This window comes from Chryseobacterium shigense (assembly GCF_900156575.1).
In the GTDB taxonomy this organism is placed as follows: Bacteria; Bacteroidota; Bacteroidia; order Flavobacteriales; family Weeksellaceae; genus Chryseobacterium; species Chryseobacterium shigense.
Genome location: NZ_FTNY01000003.1, coordinates 508226 through 532858 on the forward strand (window position 1 = coordinate 508226; position 24633 = coordinate 532858).

General features: G+C 37.4%; 21 protein-coding genes. 13 read left to right on the forward strand and 8 right to left on the reverse strand.

What is annotated here, in order from left to right; translation table 11 throughout:
* The first annotated feature begins 2 nt into the window (after positions 1–2).
* The gene (locus tag BW964_RS11810; protein ID WP_084175832.1) at positions 3–1553 is read left to right on the forward strand and encodes a tetratricopeptide repeat protein; all 1551 of its coding nucleotides are present in this window, start codon (positions 3–5) and stop codon (positions 1551–1553) included.
* Positions 1554–1626: 73 nt separating this feature from the next.
* On the opposite strand, the gene BW964_RS11815 is transcribed toward BW964_RS11810, so the two are convergent.
* The 4 genes from BW964_RS11815 to BW964_RS11830 form a co-directional block, all read right to left on the reverse strand.
* On the reverse strand, positions 1627–2535 hold the full coding sequence (locus tag BW964_RS11815; RefSeq protein WP_123911947.1) for a hypothetical protein: 909 nt from the start codon (positions 2533–2535) through the stop codon (positions 1627–1629).
* Positions 2536–2546: 11 nt separating this feature from the next.
* Positions 2547–3359: a hypothetical protein gene (locus BW964_RS11820; RefSeq protein WP_076507417.1), complete on the reverse strand. Its 813-nt coding sequence runs from the start codon at positions 3357–3359 to the stop codon at positions 2547–2549.
* Between the two features lie 10 nt (positions 3360–3369).
* The gene (locus BW964_RS11825; RefSeq protein ID WP_076507419.1) at positions 3370–4230 is read right to left on the reverse strand and encodes a complement C1q domain-containing protein; all 861 of its coding nucleotides are present in this window, start codon (positions 4228–4230) and stop codon (positions 3370–3372) included.
* Between the two features lie 246 nt (positions 4231–4476).
* Entirely contained in the window at positions 4477–6060 is a 1584-nt protein-coding gene (locus BW964_RS11830) for a Na+/H+ antiporter (protein WP_076507421.1), read from the reverse strand.
* A gap of 341 nt (positions 6061–6401) precedes the next feature.
* Here BW964_RS11830 and BW964_RS11835 point away from each other — a divergent pair, with 341 nt between their 5' ends.
* The 12 genes from BW964_RS11835 to BW964_RS11890 all read left to right on the forward strand — a co-directional run bounded on the left by BW964_RS11835 (position 6402) and on the right by BW964_RS11890 (position 21340).
* Positions 6402–6902: a M15 family metallopeptidase gene (locus tag BW964_RS11835; RefSeq protein WP_076507422.1), complete on the forward strand. Its 501-nt coding sequence runs from the start codon at positions 6402–6404 to the stop codon at positions 6900–6902.
* Between the two features lie 190 nt (positions 6903–7092).
* Positions 7093–8130: a patatin-like phospholipase family protein gene (locus BW964_RS11840; protein WP_076507424.1), complete on the forward strand. Its 1038-nt coding sequence runs from the start codon at positions 7093–7095 to the stop codon at positions 8128–8130.
* A 233-nt stretch (positions 8131–8363) separates the two neighbouring features.
* On the forward strand, positions 8364–8534 hold the full coding sequence (locus tag BW964_RS22550) for a hypothetical protein (RefSeq protein WP_165789182.1): 171 nt from the start codon (positions 8364–8366) through the stop codon (positions 8532–8534).
* 278 nt (positions 8535–8812) lie between these two features.
* A complete protein-coding gene (locus tag BW964_RS11850; RefSeq protein WP_076507427.1) occupies positions 8813–9445 on the forward strand; it encodes a leucine-rich repeat domain-containing protein in 633 nt (210 codons plus the stop codon).
* A 7-nt stretch (positions 9446–9452) separates the two neighbouring features.
* Positions 9453–10094 carry a leucine-rich repeat domain-containing protein gene (locus BW964_RS11855; RefSeq protein ID WP_076507428.1) on the forward strand — a complete coding sequence of 214 codons (642 nt, stop codon included), beginning with the start codon at positions 9453–9455 and terminating at the stop codon, positions 10092–10094.
* A gap of 14 nt (positions 10095–10108) precedes the next feature.
* A complete protein-coding gene (locus BW964_RS11860) occupies positions 10109–12394 on the forward strand; it encodes an autotransporter outer membrane beta-barrel domain-containing protein (protein ID WP_076507430.1) in 2286 nt (761 codons plus the stop codon).
* A 22-nt stretch (positions 12395–12416) separates the two neighbouring features.
* Positions 12417–16235 (forward strand): hypothetical protein, encoded by a 3819-nt coding sequence (locus BW964_RS22355; RefSeq protein WP_123911948.1) that lies wholly within the window; start codon positions 12417–12419, stop codon positions 16233–16235.
* A gap of 69 nt (positions 16236–16304) precedes the next feature.
* Entirely contained in the window at positions 16305–18254 is a 1950-nt protein-coding gene (locus tag BW964_RS11870; RefSeq protein ID WP_076507433.1) for a zinc metalloprotease, read from the forward strand.
* Positions 18251–19156, forward strand: coding sequence for a hypothetical protein (locus BW964_RS11875; protein WP_076507435.1), 906 nt, complete (start codon positions 18251–18253; stop codon positions 19154–19156). Before BW964_RS11870 ends, BW964_RS11875 begins: the two co-directional genes overlap by 4 nt.
* A gap of 151 nt (positions 19157–19307) precedes the next feature.
* On the forward strand, positions 19308–20228 hold the full coding sequence (locus BW964_RS11880) for a helix-turn-helix transcriptional regulator (RefSeq protein ID WP_076507436.1): 921 nt from the start codon (positions 19308–19310) through the stop codon (positions 20226–20228).
* Between the two features lie 161 nt (positions 20229–20389).
* On the forward strand, positions 20390–20908 hold the full coding sequence (locus BW964_RS11885) for a hypothetical protein (RefSeq protein ID WP_076507438.1): 519 nt from the start codon (positions 20390–20392) through the stop codon (positions 20906–20908).
* Positions 20909–21340: a nucleoside deaminase gene (locus BW964_RS11890; protein ID WP_076507439.1), complete on the forward strand. Its 432-nt coding sequence runs from the start codon at positions 20909–20911 to the stop codon at positions 21338–21340. It abuts the gene before it with no gap.
* Between the two features lie 134 nt (positions 21341–21474).
* Here BW964_RS11890 and BW964_RS11895 read toward each other — a convergent pair whose 3' ends face one another.
* The 4 genes from BW964_RS11895 to BW964_RS11910 all read right to left on the reverse strand — a co-directional run bounded on the left by BW964_RS11895 (position 21475) and on the right by BW964_RS11910 (position 24619).
* A complete protein-coding gene (locus BW964_RS11895; protein ID WP_076507441.1) occupies positions 21475–22626 on the reverse strand; it encodes a hypothetical protein in 1152 nt (383 codons plus the stop codon).
* Complete coding sequence (locus tag BW964_RS11900) at positions 22616–23191, reverse strand: hypothetical protein (RefSeq protein ID WP_076507442.1); 576 nt, start codon at positions 23189–23191, stop codon at positions 22616–22618. Before BW964_RS11900 ends, BW964_RS11895 begins: the two co-directional genes overlap by 11 nt.
* Positions 23192–23238: 47 nt before the next feature.
* The gene (locus BW964_RS11905; RefSeq protein ID WP_076507444.1) at positions 23239–23778 is read right to left on the reverse strand and encodes a GNAT family N-acetyltransferase; all 540 of its coding nucleotides are present in this window, start codon (positions 23776–23778) and stop codon (positions 23239–23241) included.
* Between the two features lie 76 nt (positions 23779–23854).
* On the reverse strand, positions 23855–24619 hold the full coding sequence (locus tag BW964_RS11910; RefSeq protein WP_076507445.1) for a type III pantothenate kinase: 765 nt from the start codon (positions 24617–24619) through the stop codon (positions 23855–23857).
* Positions 24620–24633: the final 14 nt, after the last annotated feature.

A 24633-nucleotide genomic window follows, 5' to 3' on the forward strand; every position in this document is an offset into this window, starting at 1 on the left:
AAATGGAGAAAAAAATTATATTCTTTCTCTTCCTTATCTTGTCAAGCCTCCTATTCTCCCAAAATTATGATTTTGAGGGTCAGTACAAATATGCACGGTCTCTGTCTTCCAAAAACCCGGATAGTTCAGAAATCGTTTTGAATATTATGATAGACTCTGCGCGGAGAAATAATCAACCGAATTATTTAGCAAAAGCCTACTATCTCAAATCATTCAACCGCTATCTGAAATCAGACGCTAAAGGTACGCTTGACCTTGCAGAGAAAGCATTGAAAATTTCTACGGATAATAATTATGCACCGGGAAAAGCGCTGGCCTTCAGAATGCAGGGAACCCAGTATGCGAAACTGGGACTTTTAAAAGAAGCTTCAGAAAGCCTTAACAAAGGGTTATCTGAAATAAAAAATGAAAATACCGATGAAGGACATGAGCTGAAAGGAATGATCTACAATTCTTTTTTAATTCTTTTCAATCAGAATGAATACCAACAGAAAGAATCTTATTCTAAAAATGCAGTGCGCGAATTTCGGCAGATCAACAATATTCCAAGGCGGAATGAACTTCTTATTTCTGCGTATACCAATCTGGGTTATAGCCTATCTGAAGTAAAGAAATTTGATAAAGCCAAGGCTTTTTTTGTGAAGGCACTTGCACTCGTTGGGAATGATAATCATTATCTAAAATCCAATATCCTTCATGACATTGGATTCTCCTTTTCTCAGCAGAATAAGCCAGACAGTGCTGTTTTTTATTATCAGAAATCTTTAAAAATTGCTGATCAATATGGTTTTAATGAAAAGAAAATAGAAATTACCAAAAATCTTGAAGAAGCTTACAAGAAATTGGGTGATCGCACAAATGTTCAGAAATATAAACTGGAAAACCTTGAACTGAAAGACAGTATTTCCTATAATCAGAAAATGGCAGTCAATAAAACCCTTAACCAAAAAAAGGAAAATTTTGACGAGCAGCTCACCAAGAGCTATAGTCTTTCAAAAGGTTTGATTGCCACTTGTCTTATTCTGCTTTTGGTGTTGGGATTGGTTATTTTTAACATTATCAGCTTAAGAAAAAAACATAAAAAAACTGTAGCTCAGATTTACCAGCAAGGAATCACTCCGGTTGCCTATGAAGAAGACCCGCAGGAAACTGAGGATCCTTCAGGAAACAGTGTTCCGGCTGATATTAAAATTTCTCCTGAAGCAGAGGAACACATTTTAAAAGGTTTAAAGACTTTTGAAGAGAACCTAGATTTTAATCATAAGAATATATCACGCTATAATTTATCCAACACGCTAAATGTGAATACAAAGTATCTCTCTGCAGTAATCAGGAAGCACAAAAATTTCAATTTCAACCAATATATTAATCATCTGAGGATCAACTATATCGTAGATCAATTAAAAAATGAACCCCAATACCGGAAATACAAAATTAATCATCTCGCAGAAATCACAGGCTATTCTTCCCACAGCGCTTTCTCTCTTGAATTTAAAAAAATTACAGGAATGCATCCTTCTGCTTTCATCAAGGCACTTGGGGAAATTTCCTAACAATTCTGAGCTCGGATAAGAGGATTAGATGAGCTGGCTTGAAGCTGAAAAAAGGAGACTGAAAATCAAGTATCTATTGCTCCACTATCGTCAGATTATTGTACCCTCCGCTATTATTCAGGGAAAAGCTAGCTGTATTTAGACCATTCAGATTGAACCAGATGTATGGCATTAAACGCTGTCCGGAGGTCATATAAAAAGAAGCCGTACAGTTGCTCCCGGCATCTATATTACCGTTGCTGTTTGAAGACATGGTATTGACACATTTTACAGTGTTGACAATATTGGTTGCAAGAACTCCTGTTGTATTATCATACAGTTGCCAGATCGCTTCTATCTGAATCGGATTTAAAGGATCTGCCGTATAATTGATGGCTAAAGGAGCCAGGTCTGTTGTAAAAGAAGCCACATATACTCCATTTCGAGGTGCTGTGAAGATTCCGATTGAAGCATTAAATGTACTTCCTGAATTGCTTTCGAAAGCTTTTGTCCATCCAACCAAATAATTACTTACGCGGTTTTGCAGTGCTGTGGTTACCAATGCTGAAGGACTCACCAGCTTTACCGTATTGTCTGTTTTGGCAGCGATAACAATGACTTTATTGGTGGCTGGCTGGGCTGTTAACAGAGGAAGCCATTCATTTCCATTAGAGTATTCCATGCCGGTATTATAGCGAACTGCTCCTTCGTCAGCTGCTACCGCTGTGAGTAATGAAGTTCCAAAACCTACCGCTCCGTTTCCGGAATTTCTGGCATCTACTTTTACAGCGGGATCGTGAGTTCCCACTCCTATTCTCCCGGCACCGGTAATCACCACGTCATTGATCTGCTGGGCGGGAGTAAATGAAGCTCCTGTTGCGGGATTGTCTTTTTGACCGTCGGTATGAAGAATTCCTCTTGGGTTTGGGGTATTGATTCCAACCTGAGAAAATGCAAGGTTGAAACTTACTGCTAAAATAATAAGTCCATATTTATTTTTCATCATTCTTGTTTTTATAATCCGAAAATACTTAAAGAAGTCATTGAAGCATCTGTATCCAGTGTTTTTGCTGTTCCTAAAGCCTGGTTAAGATTTACTGTAATTTGATCTCCCTGGATCAGGTTAAAAATTCCTGAGCAGTTTCCTGCAACACGACTGGAAAGTCCATTGGTACCGGGATAACTTCCTACACATTTGAATACCTTATTTGTCGCTGAAGAGGTAGAATTGGTCTGGATCAGGGTTTCATAGCGGGAATCGTTGGCAATTGTGCCTGAAGCCAGTGAAAATGTAAAAGCGACGATATATACGCCCGTTTTCGATGCGACAAAAGTTCCTGTTGTGGCATTAAAATTTCCATTAACGTCCGTTTTTTTTGTCCAGTTCGTAACAACAGCCTGCGTTCCACTGGTGAAGCTCTGTGCTGAAGAATTCTCAGCATCTACGAAGTCATTGGGCGCTTTGTGTGCCAGTGCGGTCCAGACAGTCCCATTAGAATAACTTAAATCCTGTGTTCCGGAATTGTATCTCAACGCGCCTGCTTTTGCAGCAGAAGCTGTCTGCGATGTTCCACCAATCCCCAAAGCATTCAGATGCTCATCAGATCTTATATCAAGCCTTGTTTTGGGTAATTTTGTTCCGGCTCCCATATTTCCTGAAGAAGTTATGGCCACATCATCATCATAACTGGAAGAAACTGCCGGTATTGTGTTTTTCTGGCCATCTACATGAAGGATGGCTTCAGGTTTTGCCATATTAATTCCTACCTGTGACTTAATCAACAGACCTCCGCCCATTATTAAAGCAATTGTTAATTTTTTTTTCATATCAAATGGGTTATTGTTCTACAATGGAAAGATTTACAAAACCGTACTCATTGCTTGCGGGTGTAGTATCTGTCCTGAGGCTTAAGCTTCCATTATAAACAGACTGATAAATGTGGGGTTGAAAAATATCTCCTTTATTCAGTTGAACTCCGGCAACGCATGAACCCGCAACCTGTGCCTGTTTTGAGGTATTTGAAAAAGATTTTACGCATTTTTTAACGACGCTGCTTCCATTCACAACGTATCTTGCTTCAGAAAAATATCCTGAAACCAAAGAAATTCTTACAAAGTCATAAGTAAAAGAAACCAAGTAAACGCCAGTTCTGGGCGCTGTGAATATTCCTGTTCCTGGTGTAAAGTTGCCCGTAGGATCAGAAATCTCTGTCCATCCTGAAATTCCGGTAGAAATCTGATAAGGAACTTTAACTGCAAAATTTGCCGCCTGAATGTTGGCGACTACAATGGCTTTTGTAGGAGAAGAAATAAGGTCCTGCCAAACAACTCCGTCTGAATACTGCATTTTTCCGCCATTCAAAGGATTGTACCTCATCGCTCCGGAACCTGCCGCAGATGCGGTCTGGGTAGTTTCACCTATTCCGATAGAATTGTCTGTATTATTGACAGAGCGTACGTCTATTTTTACAGCCGGGTTCAGTGTTCCTATTCCGATTTCTCCATTGGCGGTGAACACTACATCATTAGCGGTCTGAGCAGCGGTTGGAATTCCGAAGACGGAATTATCTTTGGCTCCGTCTACATGTAGGATCGCTTGGGGATTTGACGTATTAATACCAACTTGGGCATTGATAGAGGTCATCAAAAAACATCCTCCAACCCCTACGGTTTTCATCAATGTGTCTAACTTTCTCATGTAATTTGTGATTTTTAGAATCTGAAATTCTTAGCCAAAGATAGATTCAAATGGATCACCTATACAAGGTCAAAAAAAACACAATACACGTAAAAAGCTGATAATGTAACATTTAAGCCTATTTAAAACAGTATCAAAATTCGGAATTTTAATAAATTTCGGAGATGAGTTGTAAAAAATCGGTATTTTTTAATTTTTAAAATATGTTTAACCTAAATTTTTAAACCTAAATTTTATTTAAAGTAATCATATCATTTTCAATCGTTCTTCTTCCAGATCGATTTGATACAATTGCTGTCGGATCACGTCTTCATTAATCGTCACATCTTTATTGAGCTCTGCAAGATATTGCCTCTGGACTTCCAGCATTTCAACAAAAATAATTTTATTTTTTTCATTCATCCAGGCGTCTTCATTGGCTTTTGTTTTTTCCTCCCAATGTTTCAGCATTCTTTCTATTCCCGCATGACCCTGAAGTTCGTTTTCATGCTTTGCTTTAAGGAATTGATAAACATGCTGTTTCAGTTCGTGTTTTATTTTCAGCCTTGTTGCCTCTTCTTCCTCTTCATTCATAAAATCACGAAATGCATGTCCTTTATTGATGATATAAGGTAGAGTAAGCCCCTGAACCAGTAAGGTCAGCAAAATGACAACAAATGTGATAAACAGGATCAGATTTCTGTTGGGAAATGGTACTCCATTTTGAAGCGTAATAGGAATAGCAAGCGCTGCAGCCAATGATACCACACCACGCATCCCCGTCCAACCCAGAAAAAGGGGCATCAGCAAACTTCTTCTTCTCGTAGACGCTCTTGGAGCCACACTTGGCCGAAAGATATAGGTCGCGAGCATCGCAGCATATGAACTTATGATCCTTGCCAATATAAGAACAATAGTCACCAATATTCCATATTTAATAGCAGTAGCTAGTGGAATTCCTTCGGAACGAAGCCCACCCACAATTTCAGGAAGTTCAAGTCCGATGAGTAAGAAGACAATACCGTTCAGAATAAATACAAAACTTTCCCACACACTATGTCCTTTTATTCTGCTCGCACTATTGAGAAAAATCAAACGTCTTGTTGACATAAACAAACCTCCGCATACGACTGCAAGCACTCCGGAACTGTGGAACTGTTCTGCAACCCAGTACATTATATATGGCTCTATGAGAGTAAGCGCGATATCCGATGAGGCATCTGTAGGCAAACGTTTGTGTGCCTGCACAAATATCCACCCCAGCAACAGACCTATTCCCGCACCTCCGATAACCATCCATAAAAAGCTCAGTGAAGCTTCCTGCCAAACAAATTGCCCTGTCCCCACTGCTATGAGTGCGAAACGGAAAATAATAAGGGAAGAGGCATCATTCAATAAACTTTCTCCTTCCAGAATCGCAGAAGTGGTTTTCGGGATCTTTACAAATTTCATGATAGCCCCTGTGCTCACAGCATCGGGCGGAGAGACAATTCCTCCCAGCAAAAAGCCTAAGGCTATCGTAAAACCAGGAATAAAATAATTAGCCGCCACAGCCACGGACAGCGCTGTAAAAAAGACAACCAAAAAAGCGAAACTGCCTATAATACGCCACCATCTTCTCATCTCCTTGAAAGAAATAGCCCAGGAAGCTTCAAAGAGAAGGGGTGGTAAAAATATAAAGAAAATAAGATCCGGATCTACTTTTACAATAGGAAGTCCCGGTACAAAGCTTACGAGTAAACCAAATACAACCAATAGGATCGGATAAGCAATTTTCAGCTTGGTAGCCCACATATTCAGCAATACGATAGCCGCTATCATTGCCAGAAAAAAAGGTAAAATAGTATGCATTGAAATATTGTGTTTTTTATCAGTTTCTCATTTAATTTTTCAATATGAATGAGCAAGTTTTTTACAAATATACAGTCAATTGTCTTTTCTTGCACCAATTTTTCTGATCCTATATGAACTTAACTTGAAATAATCTCAAAAAAAAATCCATCCATAAATCGCGTGCTTATCGCCTGATCTATCAAATAATCAATCATATTTCATCCCCTGATTAAACCATTCTATTCAATAGTAAAAACTGCAATACATTCGCTAAAAACATTATTAATATTTAAAATTTAAATTAAATACGTCAAGTTTCGTCGCCACTAACGTATACTTTTGTGTTATAACAATAAATCATGGATAAAGTAACAATACAAAGAATAGACAAGCTTCACCCTTCTGTAAGAGATGAAGTAAAGCAGATCGTGAAAGAATGTGATGAAGCCCTCACCGGCAGAGCAAAAATCAGAATTACACAGGGGCTGAGATCTTTTGAAGAACAGGAAAAACTCTATGCCATCGGAAGAATCACTTCAGGAAAAAAAGTCACGAATGCTAAAGCCGGGCAAAGTATTCATAATTATGGTCTTGCTGTTGACATCTGCCTGATGATTGATGGAAAAACCGCAAGTTGGGATACCGTAAAAGACTGGGACAACGATAAAGTAGCGGACTGGTATGAATGTGTCAAGATTTTTGCAAGACATGGCTGGGATTGGGGCGGAAACTGGAAAACGTTTAAAGACCTTCCCCATTTTGAAAAAAAGAATATTCAGACTCAAAAAGGACTTGTGAAAACGAGCTGGCGAACGTTGTCCAAGATGCCCAGGGATAAGCAGAATTATATTCTATTTTAATTCCCTTCTATTTGAAAATAATTATAATACGACGAGTTCTGTCGCTTCCCCGTCCTACCTTTGTTTTATAGAAAAATGTTAGTTAACTGAGATCTCAATACTAAAACCAGCATCCGTATTCAAGGCCGGAATGTTGGTTTTAGTTGTCTCAGGACCTTAGATTTTCTTTTAAAAACCAACAAAACATCACATGAAAAAGACAACCATTCTTTCTTTGGACGGGGGCGGAATAAGAGGTATTATCACCTGCATTATTCTCCGCTACATAGAGGAACAGCTTCAGTATCATGATAATCCGGGCGCTAAACTCGGTGATTATTTTGATCTGGTAGCCGGAAGCAGTACAGGAGGACTGATCGCTTCTATTATTCTATGTCCCGATGAACACCGAAAAGCTAAATATTCTATCCAGAAAGGATTAGAATTATATGCTGAAAGGGGCGGCGACATCTTCCAGGTTTCTTTCTGGGAAAAACTGGTCAATCCGTTTGGCCTGCTTAATGAAAAAATTTCTCAGGAATCACTTGAAAAAAATTTGAATGACTTTTTTGGACACTTAGAACTTAAAGAATTTATAAAACCATGCTTAATAACCAGTTATGATATTGAAAACAGAAGAGCGAAGCTTTTCAATTCCTGGGAAGCCCACCTGAGCACAGATAATTTTTATGTCAAAGATATTTGCAGAGCAACTTCGGCAGCGCCTACTTACTTCAGTCCGGTACAGATCAAATCGATGTATGGGCAGATCTTTAGCCTGATAGACGGCGGTATGTTTGCCAATAATCCTGCTCTCTGTGCTTATGCTGAGGCGAGAAAAATTCCTTTTGCGGAAGTATTGAAGAATCATCAGAAAGCCAATCATCCCGGCGTCAACGATATGATTTTTGTTTCTATCGGAACGGGTATTGAGGCGAGACCTTACTCTTTTAGAAAACTTCAAAAATCAGGAAAGATCGGCTGGGTAAATCCCATTATTGATATTCTGATGTCTGCCAATGCGGAAACGGTAGATTATCAACTTTCGCAGATGTTCCAGACTTTGGGGCAGAGAAATCAGAAAAATTATTACCGTCTGAATCCATCATTAAAAAATGCATCTCCCGGCATGGACAATGTCAGAAGATCAAATATCGAAAATCTGATCCAGGCAGGATTGAGTTATATTGATGATAACAGGGAAACACTCAATCAAATTGTGCAAAAACTAATCAGAAATAAAATATAAGCTTTCAACCTTATAATGACTCGATATAAGCTTAAAAGATAATATTTAAAAAAGATCAAAAAGTTTTTAAAACACGTCAAGTTTTGTCGCCTTCCGTCACTACTTTTGAAGTATAAACAAAGACACAAAAAAACAATCATTAAAATTTTAAAAAGCCTTTGAATTCAACATTGATCAATGCTGGACAGCCAGAAATATGTTTAAAACATAACCCAAATTCTACAACACCAAACATGGAAACACCAGATCACAATCCAGATATTCTTTTCGATGAAGATCTCTATACTATTGAATGGAGCGATATCGAACATGCAGAGATGGACTATGAGAACTATCTCAACGACATTGAAAACTTTTTCAGGGAAGATTTCGAAAATGGTATTCCTGAAGAAAATATATACTAAATACATTCTAACACGACGAGTTCTGACGCTGTCCGGAATTATCTTTGAAACACCAATCAAGACACCAGACATCATCCCCTAATCATTCAAAAACACCTTTGAATCCATCATTCACAAAATGCCGGACAGCCAGAACTATGTCTGAAAATCTATAAAAATGAACAAATATGAAAATATACCCCCTAAAATTTAAGATGAAAACGGAAGGAGTGTTGTAAAAACTCGGCCTTCACCTTATAACTATTAATTAACACAAACAAAATCACACTGTTTTTATTATGAAGACAAAACAAGAATTAAGGCTCAAATTCGAGAACGGAGACCAGCCTACACAAGAACATTTCTGGGAATGGCAGGACTCTTACTGGCACAAAGATGAAAAGTTAAGCAACAATTCATTGGATTTAGTTACCTATCAAGAGTTTACCCATTCACCAAATGACAACACAGAAATTACCGGTACTGACAATATTATCATTTTTCCGGAAGGGATAAAAATTATCGGAGGTTTTAGATTTGCCTTAACCTCACAAAACCGGATCACAAAAGTTCAGTTTCCTAAATCCTTGGCAAGGATAAGGTCCGGTGCTTTTGCCGGTCAATATCTCACAGGAACTCTAAGAATTCCAGGATCATGTAAAGTTATTGAAGCAAATGCTTTCGCCGGTACTGCCAATAATCTTACAGAATTAATACTGGAAAATGGTGTAGAAACGATTGAAGATTTTTCATTTCAGCTTTCCGGAAGTAAAAATTTAACTGAACTATACATTCCTAAATCTGTTAAATCCGTAGGACAAAATGCATTTAATATTCCATCTCTTACGACGGTATCTGCATCCAACGGATTGGACTTAAGCAATGCCGGAATTCCGGCAACAGCAGTAATAATGCGCTATGTAGACTTATAACATCAATATGAAAACAAAACAAGAATTAAAACTCTACTTTGAAAATGGAGATCAACCTACACAAGAACATTTCTGGGAATGGCAGGACTCTTACTGGCATAAAGATGAGAAAATAGAAATGACCAAAATTGCGGGTTTGGAAAACGGCTTTCCGCGTTTCAATGACTTTTATGCAGAGATCACTGAAGGAGGAAATGCCTCTCTGGCTCATTTACAGGTCAGAAGGATATTCATAAAGCCCGGAACATTGCACATTCCCGATAGGTTTGCAGTTGGAATAGGTATATCCGAATTAACCCTTGCCAGCAGCTTGCTCACTATCGGAGTGGATGCTTTCAGCAGCAATGCTTTAAAAACATTAACCATTCCGGAAAATGTGTCAATTATTAGTGAGCGTGCCTTTGCATCTAATCAGCTTACCTTAGTAGTAATTCCTGACAGCGTCAAAGAAATTAAAGATTCTGCCTTTAATTCTAACAGAATTAGCGCATTATATATTCCGCCAGGGGTTTTACAGATTGGCCCAAATGCCTTTAATTATAATCCCGATTTATCTAGCATAAGACTGGACAGAAATACTCAATATTATCCTGATTCATTTGATCCCAAAACAAGAGTTATTGGCGGAACTTTAGTCAGCGATATGTAAAAAAATACAACAAAATGAAAACAAAACAAGAACTAAAACAATACTTCGAAAACGGGGATATCCCGGTACAGGAAGAATTCTGGGAATGGCAGAACTCTTACTGGCACAAAGACGAAAAGCTTCCTTTACAAAATATAGATTATGATTTTGATAAAAAAGCAGATGTTAATGCGTCTAACTTAAGCACACAAAATGCTCAGCTTTGGAAAGATAAAATAGAAACACAGACCTCCATTCAGAATCCTGAATTAAACGGAAATATTTTAACGGTATTTTATACGGCCGAGAATGGCATTCAACAAAGCAAATCAGTAGATTTAAGCAGTCTGATAACCAATGACATCCACGTTGAAAATGCAGACTACAATGCTTCTCAAAATGTGATTACAATCACTCAGAATGATGGATCTGTATTTCAAATTAATCTTTCAGAATTCAGTATCATTCCTACGACCAATGCAGACGGAAGTGTGACATTGGCCCAGGAAGGCCAGGATAAAGTAGTCTTAAAAAAAATTGCCATTTCAGGAAGTTATAATGATTTAACAGATAAGCCTTCTTTCGCAGGTAACGATACATTGCAAAATGTTATTGACCGAGGCAATACAACCACAAAACCCATTATATTTAATACAGGTCAGGGAAGAGCTGCTGAATTGGGGTTTAATAATACATCCTACTCTCATTATTTTGGAAATCACAGTAATAATAATTCATCTTATTATACAGTTGCTATTGGATATAATACTTTATCAGCAGTAACGACAGGTCAGTCAAATGTTGGTATCGGTTCATATGCATTGGAAGCAACTACTACGGGTGCATACAATACCGCTGTTGGAGTAAGCGCAGGACAAAAACTAACCACAGGCCTGTATAATACTTATTTTGGCTGGGCCTCGGGAACTAACTGTACGACAGGCAACTCTAATACAATGCTCGGTAATGAAGCCGGAAACAGAACTACAACCGGTTATAAAAATACATTTGTTGGAATGGGCGCCGGTTATTTTAATACGACTGGAAACCTTAATACATTGATAGGCTGGAAAGCCAATAATCAATCCAATTTGGGTGATAAAAACATTATGATTGGTGTTTCATCCGGCTCGGGAGTTACAGGTAATAATAACGTTCTTATTGGTACCGGAGCAGGAATGAATGACGGAGCAATCGGTAATAAATTAATTATTCATGGTAACCAAACATTAACAGGATATTCAAATACTGCTGAGGGAAGTTTTGCAAGCTTCCAGCAAGGTCAATTAAATAGAGCTTTAATCACAGGTGATTTTTTAGATCGTTGGGTAAGAATGAATGCTGGATATCTCCAAATTGGATCACCAGCAACAAATGCTGACGATATCACTATCACTCCCACATCAGGAATAACAGCAGCAAAATTATATACCCCGGCAAGTAATAACGATTACGTTCAGCGCGGCTGGATATTCAATAATTACTATAACCAATCTCAAATTAATTCACTACTGAGCAGAACTTATCATGTAATGGGTTCCGTTGCCAATTTCGGGACTTTACCAACAACAGGCCAAACAGTAGGTGATGTATGGAATTTACTGGATACAGGTGAAAACTATGTTTGGGTTGACAATTTGAATAACACCTACATTCCTGGTTGGGATAAACTCTCCGGAATGGTTGATGTTTCAGGTTTCATACCAGTAACAGGCACCGTTACAGGTCAGCCTATAACGGGTGATCTGGTTCTTGACAACACAAATGGAAACAGAGAGATCAAAGGAGCTGTACAGGGATCATATATTTCTTTCTTTGATGATGGTCAGATCCAAATAAACAATAAGCCTAATTTCGGCAGTAATGTAACTATTTCTGGTATAGACTTTACCGGAACAGATCCTGGATCTTCAGGAATGACAGGTGATTACTATTATGGAGATATGTATCAGGACAAATCTTTTATTCAAAAAAAATACGCGGACAAACAGCATTCCTACTCCACCAAAGAAGAATTAACTGGTGGAACCTGGATCAATGGTAAACCTGTTTATAAAAAAACTGTAGTTTTCACTCAGATTCCAAGAACAGGTCTGGTTGAGTTCAAAACTGAATTTCCGGATCTTGACACCATTATCTCCAACGAAATGTTTACAGAATGGCATGCAATAGATGCTACATTCGCAGGGAACCAATGGCGAACCAAAGCTTACATCACTATAGAAAGAAAGCTGGCGACCATTGAACTTATGGGTGATCCTGACTATGACTACTCTGCCATTGACTCATTTACCCTTACCCTTGAATACACAAAAAAATAAATTATTAAAACAAAATATTAAAATGGCAACAAATAATACACCAATAAAAACCGCATTTACTGTAGGAGGATCCTTAATAGGAGAAGGTATCATTAATTACAAAGAAACAAATAACATGAACACAACAAACAATGCGTCACAGACGCTTTTCAGATTCGTTAGTTTAAGAAACCCTCAATTAACGGAAACTAAAGATAAAAACCTGGGATTTATCCACAGACCCAAAGGGGCAACCGGTATTTTTGACACTGCCGTTGCCGGAAGGCCCGCCAAAACATCCAAGTTTGGAGAAATGAAGAGAGCAGCCAGCGGATTTAATAATGCAGGATTTGAAACCGAAAAGAAAATTGAAGAAGGAATATTTAAAGATCTCCTTATAGTAGGACGAAAACTTTCTAAAAGAGAAACATTAGAAAGTAATGACTGGACTTACGTGACAGATTATTACAAAAGTCTTATTGACACCAACAAAAATCTTAATCCTGAGGGAATTAAAACGTTTACTCTTCTTTGGAATAACTTTATTTATCAGATCGTTACTCAGGGAGACTTCTACATTAAAGAAGCGATCAGCCATATTCTGATGGCCATCCAGCTTGGTTTTGCCAACAATCAGGATCTTGCTGATCCGGAAATCATTAAGGTCAATGGCGAAAAACCACTGGAAAAAGCATTAAATAGTCAGGTTATATTACCAAAATCTCTATTTTCAGAGGACAATTCAGAAACGGTTTCAGCTGGTTCAGCAAGAGCCACGGCAGGTGAAACCAAACCTGTTCTGGGCGCAAAAACCATCCAAAGATTAGAAGCCGAAGCAAGAGCCTCACTGGTTGTAAACAAAGCAATTCACAGAAGAGACGCTTTGACTAAACTGAATACCGAACTGGAAAAAATTCAGAAAAAATATCATAAGTCCCGTCATCAATCATACCAGGAAGCTTATTCAAGGTATGTGGATGAAAATAGAGAACGTATGGAAATCTATGATAGAAAACTGGCTGAAGTGGAAAGCAAAATCACTCCGGAAACTCCAGAAGAAGAGAAAAAACGTCTATATGACAGCTTAAAGGAATATGAAGTTCCCTCTTTTGAATTTTCTTTCAGAAATGAAATCGATCTGGAAGATCTAAAAGCAAAACTGTCTCCTGAATCCTTTGACCTTTTTGTTGATCTTTTTGGAGAATTCAATGCGGGAGAAGTATCTAAAATGGCAGATACCGAAAGTCTTCAGATTCTTTCAGCAGATACCATGAAAATCGGAAATCAGACAATTATCATTGATGATGAAATACAAAGCTATTCCGATGCCTTGATCGTGGTACAAAACAATATTTCGTCATCCATGGAGACCGCATTACTGAACAGCCCTCTTCAGCAGCAGCAGTATGTGAACGTGGGAGGAGCTTCTATTCCGGTGAATCAGAGTACAGCCAGAAACCCAATGGCCTATAGTCTCTATGCGCACAATTCTTTCAGAATGTCAGGTACAGGAGGCTTCGTTAATTTTTCTTTTGAGGTTGAAGATATTTCATGGAGTGTTGCCAATGCCAAGGTCATTGCCACTACAGACCTTGCCGGATCTTTTGAAGAAAACTACAGCAATATCCAGGTCGTAGATAATAAAATCACTTTACCGACATGTTTAGTGAATAAGCTACGAAACACTTTTACCTTCAGAATTGAAATCATTTTTGATAACGGAAGCTTTGCCTATGGAGATATTAGCGAGCAATACATCAAGGAGGATCTAAGTCTTACAGGAATGCTTACCCTGAAACGTGCCGCCATTGAAAATCCGGGTGAACCTGAACCGGTAACGATCCAGAAACGTAAAAATTTCGGAATCAAAAGACTTGGAGTGGCAGATTATCTGAAAGTTGTACAAAGTGTTCACGCCTATGTTCCTGGAGAAGTTTCCAATATTGAGAACGTTATGGCCAGCGAACTAAGACATAAATCTTCTGTTTCAAGAGATTATTCTGAAATTACGGATACAACTTCCAAATCTCAGGAAACCGAGAAAATTTCCGATACTTCAAAAACATCCAGAACAGATATGCAGACGGAAGTAGCCAAAGAAGTGGAAAAGCAGCAAAGTATTTCTGCCTATACAAGATTCAGCTATGGGAATGACAATGCTATGAAATTTGAAATCGGTGCAGACTATGCCAATAATACAGCACAGCATGACAGTACAAGACAGGCCGTGATGAAGTCTCAGGAAATTACGGAAAGAGCTATGGAAAGAGTTCTTACTAAAATTTCAGAAGAAAGGGTACAGAAAATCATCAAAGAATATACGGAAACCAATGTGCATGAATTTGACAACAGAGGAAAAGCTCTTACAACCAATCAACCACCACAGCACATCACAGGAGTTTACAGATGGATCGATAAGAAAATGAAGAATCAGATCTATAACTATGGTAAACGTACGATGTTTGAATTTATGGTTCCTGAGCCTTCAAGATTACACCGTCTGGCGCTTACCGTTGCCAAAGCCCAAGTGCTTACCGCTCCTGTAGACCCAAGAAAAGCTCCTGAACCATGGTATATGCCGGATCCTAAATCTGCAAATATTGAGCAGATACAGCATTGGGCACAGATTTACGGAGTACAGCTGGATGCTTTCCCGGCACCCACTAAACAGGTGATCCATACTGCAGCAAGTGTTCCTCAAACCAATGACGATTTTGGAGTAGATTATACCCAGTTTACAATTCCTGATAACTATGCCGGGAAAAATGCAAGCTTCCATTGTGAGGCAGGCCGAAACAGAGGCGGTGGATTACAGGGATCCCGTTATGCGGAAGTATACTGTTCCAATTTTAATGGTGATTTCGTGGGGCATAATGATCGTGGGGATATTATTTTTGACAGAGCCTCTTCCGGTTTCAATATAACCGGTAATGTAAGTTTCCAGGTGAAAGGACATAATATCAGACATTATACCGTTAAAGCAACAATCAACTGCGAACTGAGTGATGAATTCATCAGCAAATGGAAAACAGAGAGCTTCAATGCGATCATCAAAGCGTATGAAGATGCTTATACAAAATTCCAGGAAGAGCAGACAAGATTAGATGCAGAGCAGAAAGAAAAAGAGGCACAGCTTAAAGAAAGACAGGATAAGTTCTACCGTTTTATGGAGCATGATGTCTTAAAGCACAACTGTATTGCCTACCTGCTACAGGATTATCTTAATACCAATACATTAGGACTCGAAACAACAAACGGAGCTGCGGAAAAAACAACAATGGATAACTTCCAGGTATATCTGAGTGACAATCTGGATAGATATACCGCCCTTGCCAAGTTTATGGAACAGGCCTTCGAATGGGAAATTATGGATTATACCTTCTATCCTTACTACTGGGCCAACCGTAAGAGCTGGCAGGAATTTTACCTGAGTGAGAGCATGGACCCATTGTTCAGAAGCTTCTTACAGGCAGGTATGGCAAGAATTATCGTTACCGTAAAACCAGGCTTTGAAAATGCTGTACAGTTCTTCATGGAAACAGGAATTATCTGGAATGGCGGTGCTGTTCCGGTCATCGGAGACCCAATGTACATGAGTATCGTGGATGAAATGAGACAGCCTACAGGAGTAGCACAGGGCAAATACTGGATTACCAAAGTGCCAACTACGCTTACTATTCTTCAGGATAAGTCTACAGGATTACCGGTTGAGGAACCTCTTCCAATCTTCCCGGAAACCGATCCGAACAATTGTGAGAATCCTTCGGAACTGGAGACTAAGACGAGTTTCAGGTTGGACAAGGATGCACAGTTATCACATAGTACTGATCCTACAACGTTACCTACAACAATCGTGGGATAATAGATAACCTTAATAGCGGTGTGAAATATCACCGCTGTTTTTTTTAAATTTAATCTTAAAAAACTCAAAATGAAAAATATAGATATTAGAAATCTGGCAAGCATTGGAGTGGCTGATGTGGATGTTTATAAGACTGATAGGCGAAAAAATTCTAATTTTAAACTTGAAGGCGATGTATATTTTTGTCGTTCAACAACGAATGTTGATGATAAATTAGGTTTAGAAGATTCTGCGTATACTGGACAATTTGGTTTTGATAAATATAATGCAGATCATTGCCCCACTGGAAGTATAATTTATTATAAAGACAAAGAAGGAAAACCAATTGAAAGTAAACAACATACAGGTTATACCTGCGCATATCTAAGCATTTGGCCTCCTACAATAAATAAACAAAAAAGCACTTTCCTTCTATATGTCAAAACCCTAAATAATAACGATGTTCCTGAACTATTAGAATATCATTGTAAAGAATGGAATGAAGATAGTAAATCTTTTACACGGGAAACTGACAAATTAAAAGTAATAAAAGAAAATACTCAAACTATTAATGATAAAAAATATTATAAAATAAGAATAGAATGTCTAAAGCCTTTCGAAAAGGATATAAGTATTGAGGCAAAATACGATGGTAAAACTGTAGGTAGATTAATTGCAAAAGCTAATTCAAAAGTATATGAGACAACGATACAACCTGTTCTTGTTACTTTTGGCTCACAAGCATCTACCAAAGTTGAAGAGAAAGAGCACAAAGATTTTGATTTTATTCCGAAATTAATTGAATTTTTTAATAATCAAGCATTTAATCAAGCCTATATTAGAGGAAAGCTTGCAAAAAATACCCATGTAGTACAATTCGTAGAAAGTGATTTTACGAAAGATGATGTAGTGAAAATGAAAGGGAAAAAATTGTTCATTAATTATACTGAAGCTAGCCAAAGAAATGCAATACTATATAATGATCTAATTGAAAATAAGTACTCTGCTTTATTTTATAATTCAATTAAGATTAGGGAAAATATTGAAAAAATGCATGATTGTATAAAAAAAATACTTATTGCATTCAAGAAAGATTTTAAGTATGATAAAGAATCTAATTTAAGAAAAGCAAAGAAATTTCATGAGGATCATACTGCAACCATTGCCTGGAATAAAGTAAAAGATAATTTATATAAAGAATATTTAGAATATAAATCTGAGTATTTACAAAATAAAATTGTACATCTTGATCAAAATAACATCATTTATGTATTCATTAATACATCCATTGAAGGTGGCAAAAACGAAGATGCTAAAACTCAGGCATATTCTTATCGGAGCTCGGGAGTTACACATATATTTAATAGCGCAATAAAAGATCAAGATGGACTTGCATTGGTTGTGCATGAAATAGGGCATTCTCTTGGCTTACCTCATACTTTCGAAGACGATATAAAAAAGGATATCAACAATTTAAATACATTAACTGATCGGAAAAAAGCTGAATTAGATGAATTAAATAATGTAAAAGCTGAATTAAGAAAATACTTCCCACTGGATAGCAAATATCGTGTTATACAATCTATTATTGAATCATCCGAAAAATCTCTTGTTGGAATTGAATTTTTTGAAAAAAGATTTCTAGTGAATATTATCGGAGAAAGTTCTTATCTAAATGAAAAATCAGAATTGATAACGGACAAAAAAACGTCAGTAATCGAGCTTGAAAGTATATCTTTACCTGATTTCGATGTAGAAAACACAAAAAAAAAGGTGCAAAAAGATATAAGAGATTACGCAAATCAAATTGCAAAAAAAATACCTTATATTGATATAACAAAAGAACAGAGTGAAACTTTAGAAAATATAATGGATTATAGACAATATGCTACGCCCCAAGACACCAGTACTCCAGAAGATGGGAAGCCAAACTTTAATAGAAATTTTAAATACAAATCGTTTTATCAATGGCAGTGGAAAAAAATGCTAGAAGAGTCAACAAATAATAATTATATTAGTCAAATAATAAATAAAGAATGAAAAATGTTATTTTTTTATTAAGTCTATTCGCACTCAATTTGTTTTGTGCTCAAGAACTTTTGGAGAAGTTTGAACAAGATGGAAAAATTGGTTTAAAACATCAAAATAAAATCGTATTGCCTCCCGTATATGATATGATTTTAACTAATATTTTAATTGTAACAAGTAAGGCAAATGAAAAAAACATTTATGATCAGAACTTGTCTTTACTGTATAAAAATACAGACTTTGTAGCTACTTCTTATTCCGAAGAGTTTGACATTTTACAGATTATTCTAAAAGATGGAAGCATGAAGAGTTACACATGGAATGGCATACTTAATGATTATTCTAAATTGATCCCAAAAAAAGAATCAACCGAATCATACAAAGAAAGCAGAGATGATCATGGTAGCAAAACTTATATAATTGAAAAAGGGGCAATTAAAGAAGAATTCAATAATATCTTAAGTAATCCTGAAGATGAACTTATACATATAAAATATAGCATTAATGGAAAAGATGCTGTTTTTTTAAACAATGCCAAAAAATTAGAAATCGAATATACTCAGAAGAGAAAAGGTCACTCTAATGACAAAATTATTGATTATGGATATAGTGAAGAGATTTTATTTAATCCTTTAAAAATACAATATATAATTTCAAAACAAGGGAGCAAGTATGGAGTTTGGGATTTTAAAGAAAGAAAAATGATACTCCCTTTTGAATATAAAAAAATTATTTCATATCAAAATTACCTTAATTTAGAAAAAAACGGTTTGTATACCTATTATCCAAACATTGGTATGGAACCAAAGTACAAAAAATTAGAGCCCTACATTGGAAATTTCGCCAGATTTGAAACACCGGATGGTAAAAAAGGTTGGGTAGACAGAAAAGGAAAAGAATATTTTGACCAGTAATTAGTAAGCCACAGAAAACTGTGGCTTATTTTTTCTTTTAAAAAAATATAAAAAATAAAACACGACACGTTTTGTCGCATTAAGCCTATATATTTGTCTTATAAAATTTTACCATGAAACGCAGCTTTGCTGCCGCATAAATTATAGACGAATGAAAAAAGATTTTTATCTGACAAGATATGCCTTAATTATCAAAAGATTAGAAAGTTCTCCGGCTACCTATTCCCAGCTGGAGGACTATCTTCTTAACTCTTTCGAATTTCAGGATGCCGGGATCAAGAGCTATTCGATCCGTACGCTGCAGAGGGATATTCGGGAGATTTCCGATCTTTTTAATCTTTCCATTCACAACAAAAAGAAGGGTGACAACCGTTATTATATTGAAAGCCGCCCCATCATGGAAGTAGATGAATACAATCAGAAATTACTGGAATCTTTTCAGGTAAGCAACGCATTAAATCTTCATCCGGATTTTTCAGATTTTATCTTTTTTGAAAGCAGAAAACCCACTGGGATCGAGCACTTCTATGATCTTTTCTTCGCGATCCGTAACAAGAGAGTCGTAAGCTTTGAGCACTACAACTACAAAAACAAAATAATGACTTCGCGAAAAGTGCATCCTCTGGCATTAAAGGAATCCAAAGACCGATGGTACCTCATCGCGATTGACACCAAAGACAAGGTGCTGAAATCATTTGGTTTGGACAGAGTCAATTATCTGGATGTGAGCGACAACAAATTCCGTGAAAAGTATAATTACAATTTCAGGGAACATTTCAAAAATGCTTTCGGCGTTATGAATCTGGCGGAGCAGAAACCACAGAATATTGTCATGAAATGCAGCAGACATCAGGGCGAATACATCCGAAGTTTTCCGCTGCACCAGTCTCAGAAAGAAACGAAAGAAACTCCTGAAGAGATCTATTTTGAGTTCTTCTTACACCCTACCTATGACTTTATGCAGGAGATTCTCTCTTACGGAAAAGAAGTCACTGTTCTGGAACCTAAATGTTTAGTTGATGATATCCGCACTCATCTCCAGGAGTCTCTGAACCGCTATCTGGAAAGCTGATTTTACATGTAAAAGCTCATTTTTTTTGATTATATTTACATAAATATACTCTTTTGAAAGCTTTATTTTTATCCCTGTTCTGTCTCATTTCTTGCTTTTGCTTATCCCAGCAGAAGGAAGAATTCAGGCTTGTAAAAAACTATTACAACCAGCATCGGAGCATGTTGAGCACAGAATTTAAAAAGAAATTCGATCTGGAATCAGACTCTTTCAGAAAGGCCGGTATAAAGGTTGATTTTACTCTTTTTATGAAAAAGATGGACAGCATTGAAAACGTATCCATGATAGCAGCTTTGTTAAAAGTAAGAAACATGGAAGACCTGCAATCGCTGAAAAGTCCAAAAGCCCTATCAGAAATCAAAACTAACAAGCCTGTTGTTTTTGAAAAATCAGCGGATTATCCCGGTGGATTTAATACGCTGAGACAGGAAATTGCCAATCTTTTTTATACAGACGGCGTCTACAGTGAAGTAAAAACGGTAAAAACGGATGTCGATTTTATTGTGGAGAAAGACGGCAGTATCAGCAATGTACATGCCCAGGGAAATAATTTCACCTTTAACAGGCAGGCTGAAATCGCCTTGTATTCCATTTCGGAGAAATTTTTACCCGCCATTATCAAAGGAGAAACGGTAAGACACCAGCTGACACTTCCTTTAACCTTAACTATCGAAGACTAAATGTTTACTGACGAATACTATATGAAAATGGCGCTGCAGGAAGCAGAAACTGCATTGGAAAAAGATGAGGTTCCCATCGGATGTGTGGTTGTTTCCAATAATCGCGTCATTGCAAGAGCTCACAACCTTACCGAAACCCTGAACGATGTGACGGCCCATGCAGAAATGCAAGCCATCACCTCAGCCGCCAATTTTCTTGGAGGCAAATATCTGATCAATTGTACGCTTTATGTCACAATGGAGCCATGTGTGATGTGCTCAGGAGCGCTTTCGTGGTCACAAATCTCCAAAGTAGTGATTGGCGCCAGAGATGAGCAGAGGGGGTTTATCAACAAGCATCTTTCTCTACACCCAAAAACAGAAATTGTAAGCGGAGTAATGGAACATGAGTGTTCAACCATCGTTAAGGAATTCTTTAAAAGCAAAAGATAATTGGGGCTTAGTTACGGGGTATGGGAAGTTATGAGTTATGAGTTATGTAACCCGGGTATTGGAGTTGAAGATTTTCACATTTCACTTGCGTAGCAAAATTCACCATTGACAATCTTAAATCTGATGTCTGAAATCTATTCCATATCTTCTATAGTCACATGGAAAAGGGGTTTTAAAGCATTCATCTTTCGCCAGTTCAATTCTTTCGTCCTGACCATATACTTTCCAAAATTGAGTGTAAGAAGGCTGTCTTTTTTTTGATAAACATAATCTACCTCCGTCTTTTTGTTTGCATAATCTTCAAGAATAAGCTGATTCTTTGAACTCTGTGTATAATGAAAATCCACCATCTTTTCACTCTTGTCCATCAGAATAATATAGCTGTTGCGGTGAAAGAAAATATATTGAATATCCGAATCTGTATCTAAATTTTTAAAAGCACCATGCAGGAAGGGCCGGTCTGCTTTATCATCATTAAAATTCCCTGAATTCATCAATGGAAAAAGGATCACTGCCATTGAAAGTCCTACAAAAGCAGTCTTGAAAAAGATCCAGACAGGGTGAAACTTTGATTCAGCTTCTCTTCTGTCTTCAAACTTGGGTTCCTTTTTTAAAATCAAAAAACGGAAGACCGGCTTCCAGTCATCTTTTAATGCAAAAACGGCCATAAAAAACAGGATCAGAGAAAAGAGTTTAACCGAAATATCAAATCCGATATTAATGAGAAAAATATTAATCAGGATACCGATCGAGACTAACAGCCCGGCTGTACGGGTTTTATGGAAAAGAATCAGGAGTGCAGCCAGAAGCTCTAAAATTCCGGCAGATACAGAATACAACCTGGAAGTTCCCATCGTACTCCAAAACAGAATATCTTTATCCAGATTTCCAAAGCGCGAGTACAGAATATTAGGCTCGGGAAGATAGAATTGGGCTTTAAAAATTTTATCAAACCCGTATTTCATCAGAACCACAGCCAGATATAAAATGGTGATTTCCCTGGAATAATAAAGGATTTTTTTATGGTATTTTTGTTTTATTATCAGAGCAGCTATGATCGATATAAGCAGTAAAATAATGCTCAAAACAACCATAGAGATGCTATCGGAAGAGAAATCTGTTCTTGAATGCTTTGTTTTAAAAAGATTTTCTGTAATCCATGCCGTAAAATCTCCCCACAAGAACAAGGACGTTTTGTACTGAAACTCTCCTAGAAACTCCAATGGAAAAAAAAACATAAAAAGCAAAAAGAAAATGCCTGCACACAGCAGAAAGCTACTTCTCATTATTCTTCTTATTTTTTTTCCAGCTATAAAATCCTGACGCACCGGAAAGCATTAATATGCCCAATAGAAGACCTCTCGGTGTTTTTTCTGATTTCTCTTTTTGTGGTTTTGATACAGCAGGTTTAATTTGTCTGTAGGATTTATTTTCTTTGTCATATTCTACGAATACCACACTGTCCATATCATTAACGAAGTAATAATCCCTCTTTAGTACTTGTTTTACGCTATCAATATTTTTCTTTGAGAAAAGCGCATGATTCCGGACAATCTCTCTTCCCGGTTCCCACACTCTTTTGACTCCGTCCGGCACCCTTTTTTGTGCAGAGCTGGTCACCAAAACACTTTCGTTATCATTAACAATGATCACAGAGTCCAGTCTGGCATCTCTTACGTATCGTTTTGGAACGATACCAAGATTTGACGCATTGGCGTCGAAAAGATCTTCAGAAACGGCGGTATTGAAATCTGCAGAATTCCCGCTGTGGCTTTTGAAAGCGATCAGTTTGGTTTGCGAAAAAAGAAAATTGCTTATGCTTAGAGCAAAGAGAATGTAGATTGTTTTCATGGAAGTATTTGCAGATTTGATAGCGCATTCCACGAAAGGTTAAATCATTATTTATTTTTAAACACGGAATACATCATCACATCAAAGTATTCATCATCCTTTTTTAGGTGCTGTTTCAGCAATGCCTCTTCTTTCATTCCGGCTTTTTCCATGATTCTTCCGGATGCAGGATTGTGAAGAAAATAGGTCGCGTAGATTTTATTGATCTCCAGTTCGCGGAATCCAAAATCGATCAGAGCATTGGCCGCTTCTGTGATGTATCCTTTGTTCCAGAAAGGTTTTCCTATCCAGTAGCCCAGTTCAGCTTTGTCATCATCTCTGTCGTGAAGCCCGATAGCTCCTATAATTTGTTTTTCTTTGTTTCGGACTGCAAAAGTATATCCTGTATTGCTTTCAAAGGCTTCTTTTGAGATTTTCACCCAGAATTCTGCATGTTCCAGCATATATGGATAAGGTATATTGGAAGTAAGGTCTGAAAAAATTTTTTCCTGCAGGTATACTTTTATCATAGGAACATCCTCTTCCTTCAACTGGGAAAGAATCAGCCTCTCTGTTTCTATGCTCGGAAATTCTTCTAATTTTTTCATAACCTGTTTTTTATACAATATAAATGTATTAACAAACCTGATTACCTGAAATTCAGGTTCAGTCTGAGACTTATCATTAGGGCTGTAAATCTTTTCCCAAGAAGTAAAGTCCTTTCAGCGTATGCAGCCTGTCCATCACATGAATTTTTTCAGTCAACGGCTTATACACATGGGAAACGCCACCGGTAGCAACTACAAAACAGTCATCATTCACCTCATCGTTGATTCGGTCTATAAAACCTTCTACCATTCCCAGAAATCCATAGACCATACCGCTTTGCATACAGGTAACGGTATCTAATCCAAGGACTGTTTTAGGTTTTTTCAGTTCAATGTCTGGAAGTTGTGCCGTCTGGCTGATGAGTGAATTCAGGGAGGTTACAATTCCTGGTGCTATGATCACCCCTAATGTTTCTCCGGTTTCCGTAACACAGCTTGCTGTAAGGGCGGTCCCAAAATCAATAACGATTTTTTTCTGATTGGGATACAGATTGTGGGCAGCTACAAGGTTGGCATAGATATCGGTTCCCATCTGCTTAGATTTCGCCTGAACTCCCGAAGGTGTAGACCTATCGACAATCACCGGTGAAATTTTATGGATCTTTTTGATGGCTGAACTGATCACTTTAGTGAGCTGAGGGACTACCGATCCGATAATCACTCTGGTAATCTCTTCCGGTTCTATTTTATAGGTCTGATACAGCATCAGCATCTGTACATACAGTTCGTCTACCGTCCTGTATGGCTTGGTATTGATCACCCATGAAATATCACAGTTGTCTCCATTGAAAAGTCCGAATCTGATATTGCTGTTCCCTACGTTGATTACAATTGAATTCATTTGATTTTTTAAGC

Excerpts from the sequence above, each read along its gene's own strand:
- BW964_RS11810 (WP_084175832.1), top strand. The coding sequence starts at position 3 with ATGGAGAAAAAAATTATATTCTTTCTCTTCCTTATCTTGTCAAGCCTC.
- BW964_RS11815 (WP_123911947.1), bottom strand. The coding sequence starts at position 2,535 with ATGAAAAATAAATATGGACTTATTATTTTAGCAGTAAGTTTCAACCTT.
- BW964_RS11820 (WP_076507417.1), bottom strand. The coding sequence starts at position 3,359 with ATGAAAAAAAAATTAACAATTGCTTTAATAATGGGCGGAGGTCTGTTG.
- BW964_RS11825 (WP_076507419.1), bottom strand. The coding sequence starts at position 4,230 with ATGAGAAAGTTAGACACATTGATGAAAACCGTAGGGGTTGGAGGATGT.
- BW964_RS11830 (WP_076507421.1), bottom strand. The coding sequence starts at position 6,060 with ATGCATACTATTTTACCTTTTTTTCTGGCAATGATAGCGGCTATCGTA.
- BW964_RS11835 (WP_076507422.1), top strand. The coding sequence starts at position 6,402 with ATGGATAAAGTAACAATACAAAGAATAGACAAGCTTCACCCTTCTGTA.
- BW964_RS11840 (WP_076507424.1), top strand. The coding sequence starts at position 7,093 with ATGAAAAAGACAACCATTCTTTCTTTGGACGGGGGCGGAATAAGAGGT.
- BW964_RS22550 (WP_165789182.1), top strand. The coding sequence starts at position 8,364 with ATGGAAACACCAGATCACAATCCAGATATTCTTTTCGATGAAGATCTC.
- BW964_RS11850 (WP_076507427.1), top strand. The coding sequence starts at position 8,813 with ATGAAGACAAAACAAGAATTAAGGCTCAAATTCGAGAACGGAGACCAG.
- BW964_RS11855 (WP_076507428.1), top strand. The coding sequence starts at position 9,453 with ATGAAAACAAAACAAGAATTAAAACTCTACTTTGAAAATGGAGATCAA.
- BW964_RS11860 (WP_076507430.1), top strand. The coding sequence starts at position 10,109 with ATGAAAACAAAACAAGAACTAAAACAATACTTCGAAAACGGGGATATC.
- BW964_RS22355 (WP_123911948.1), top strand. The coding sequence starts at position 12,417 with ATGGCAACAAATAATACACCAATAAAAACCGCATTTACTGTAGGAGGA.
- BW964_RS11870 (WP_076507433.1), top strand. The coding sequence starts at position 16,305 with ATGAAAAATATAGATATTAGAAATCTGGCAAGCATTGGAGTGGCTGAT.
- BW964_RS11875 (WP_076507435.1), top strand. The coding sequence starts at position 18,251 with ATGAAAAATGTTATTTTTTTATTAAGTCTATTCGCACTCAATTTGTTT.
- BW964_RS11880 (WP_076507436.1), top strand. The coding sequence starts at position 19,308 with ATGAAAAAAGATTTTTATCTGACAAGATATGCCTTAATTATCAAAAGA.
- BW964_RS11885 (WP_076507438.1), top strand. The coding sequence starts at position 20,390 with ATGTTGAGCACAGAATTTAAAAAGAAATTCGATCTGGAATCAGACTCT.
- BW964_RS11890 (WP_076507439.1), top strand. The coding sequence starts at position 20,909 with ATGTTTACTGACGAATACTATATGAAAATGGCGCTGCAGGAAGCAGAA.
- BW964_RS11895 (WP_076507441.1), bottom strand. The coding sequence starts at position 22,626 with ATGAGAAGTAGCTTTCTGCTGTGTGCAGGCATTTTCTTTTTGCTTTTT.
- BW964_RS11900 (WP_076507442.1), bottom strand. The coding sequence starts at position 23,191 with ATGAAAACAATCTACATTCTCTTTGCTCTAAGCATAAGCAATTTTCTT.
- BW964_RS11905 (WP_076507444.1), bottom strand. The coding sequence starts at position 23,778 with ATGAAAAAATTAGAAGAATTTCCGAGCATAGAAACAGAGAGGCTGATT.
- BW964_RS11910 (WP_076507445.1), bottom strand. The coding sequence starts at position 24,619 with ATGAATTCAATTGTAATCAACGTAGGGAACAGCAATATCAGATTCGGA.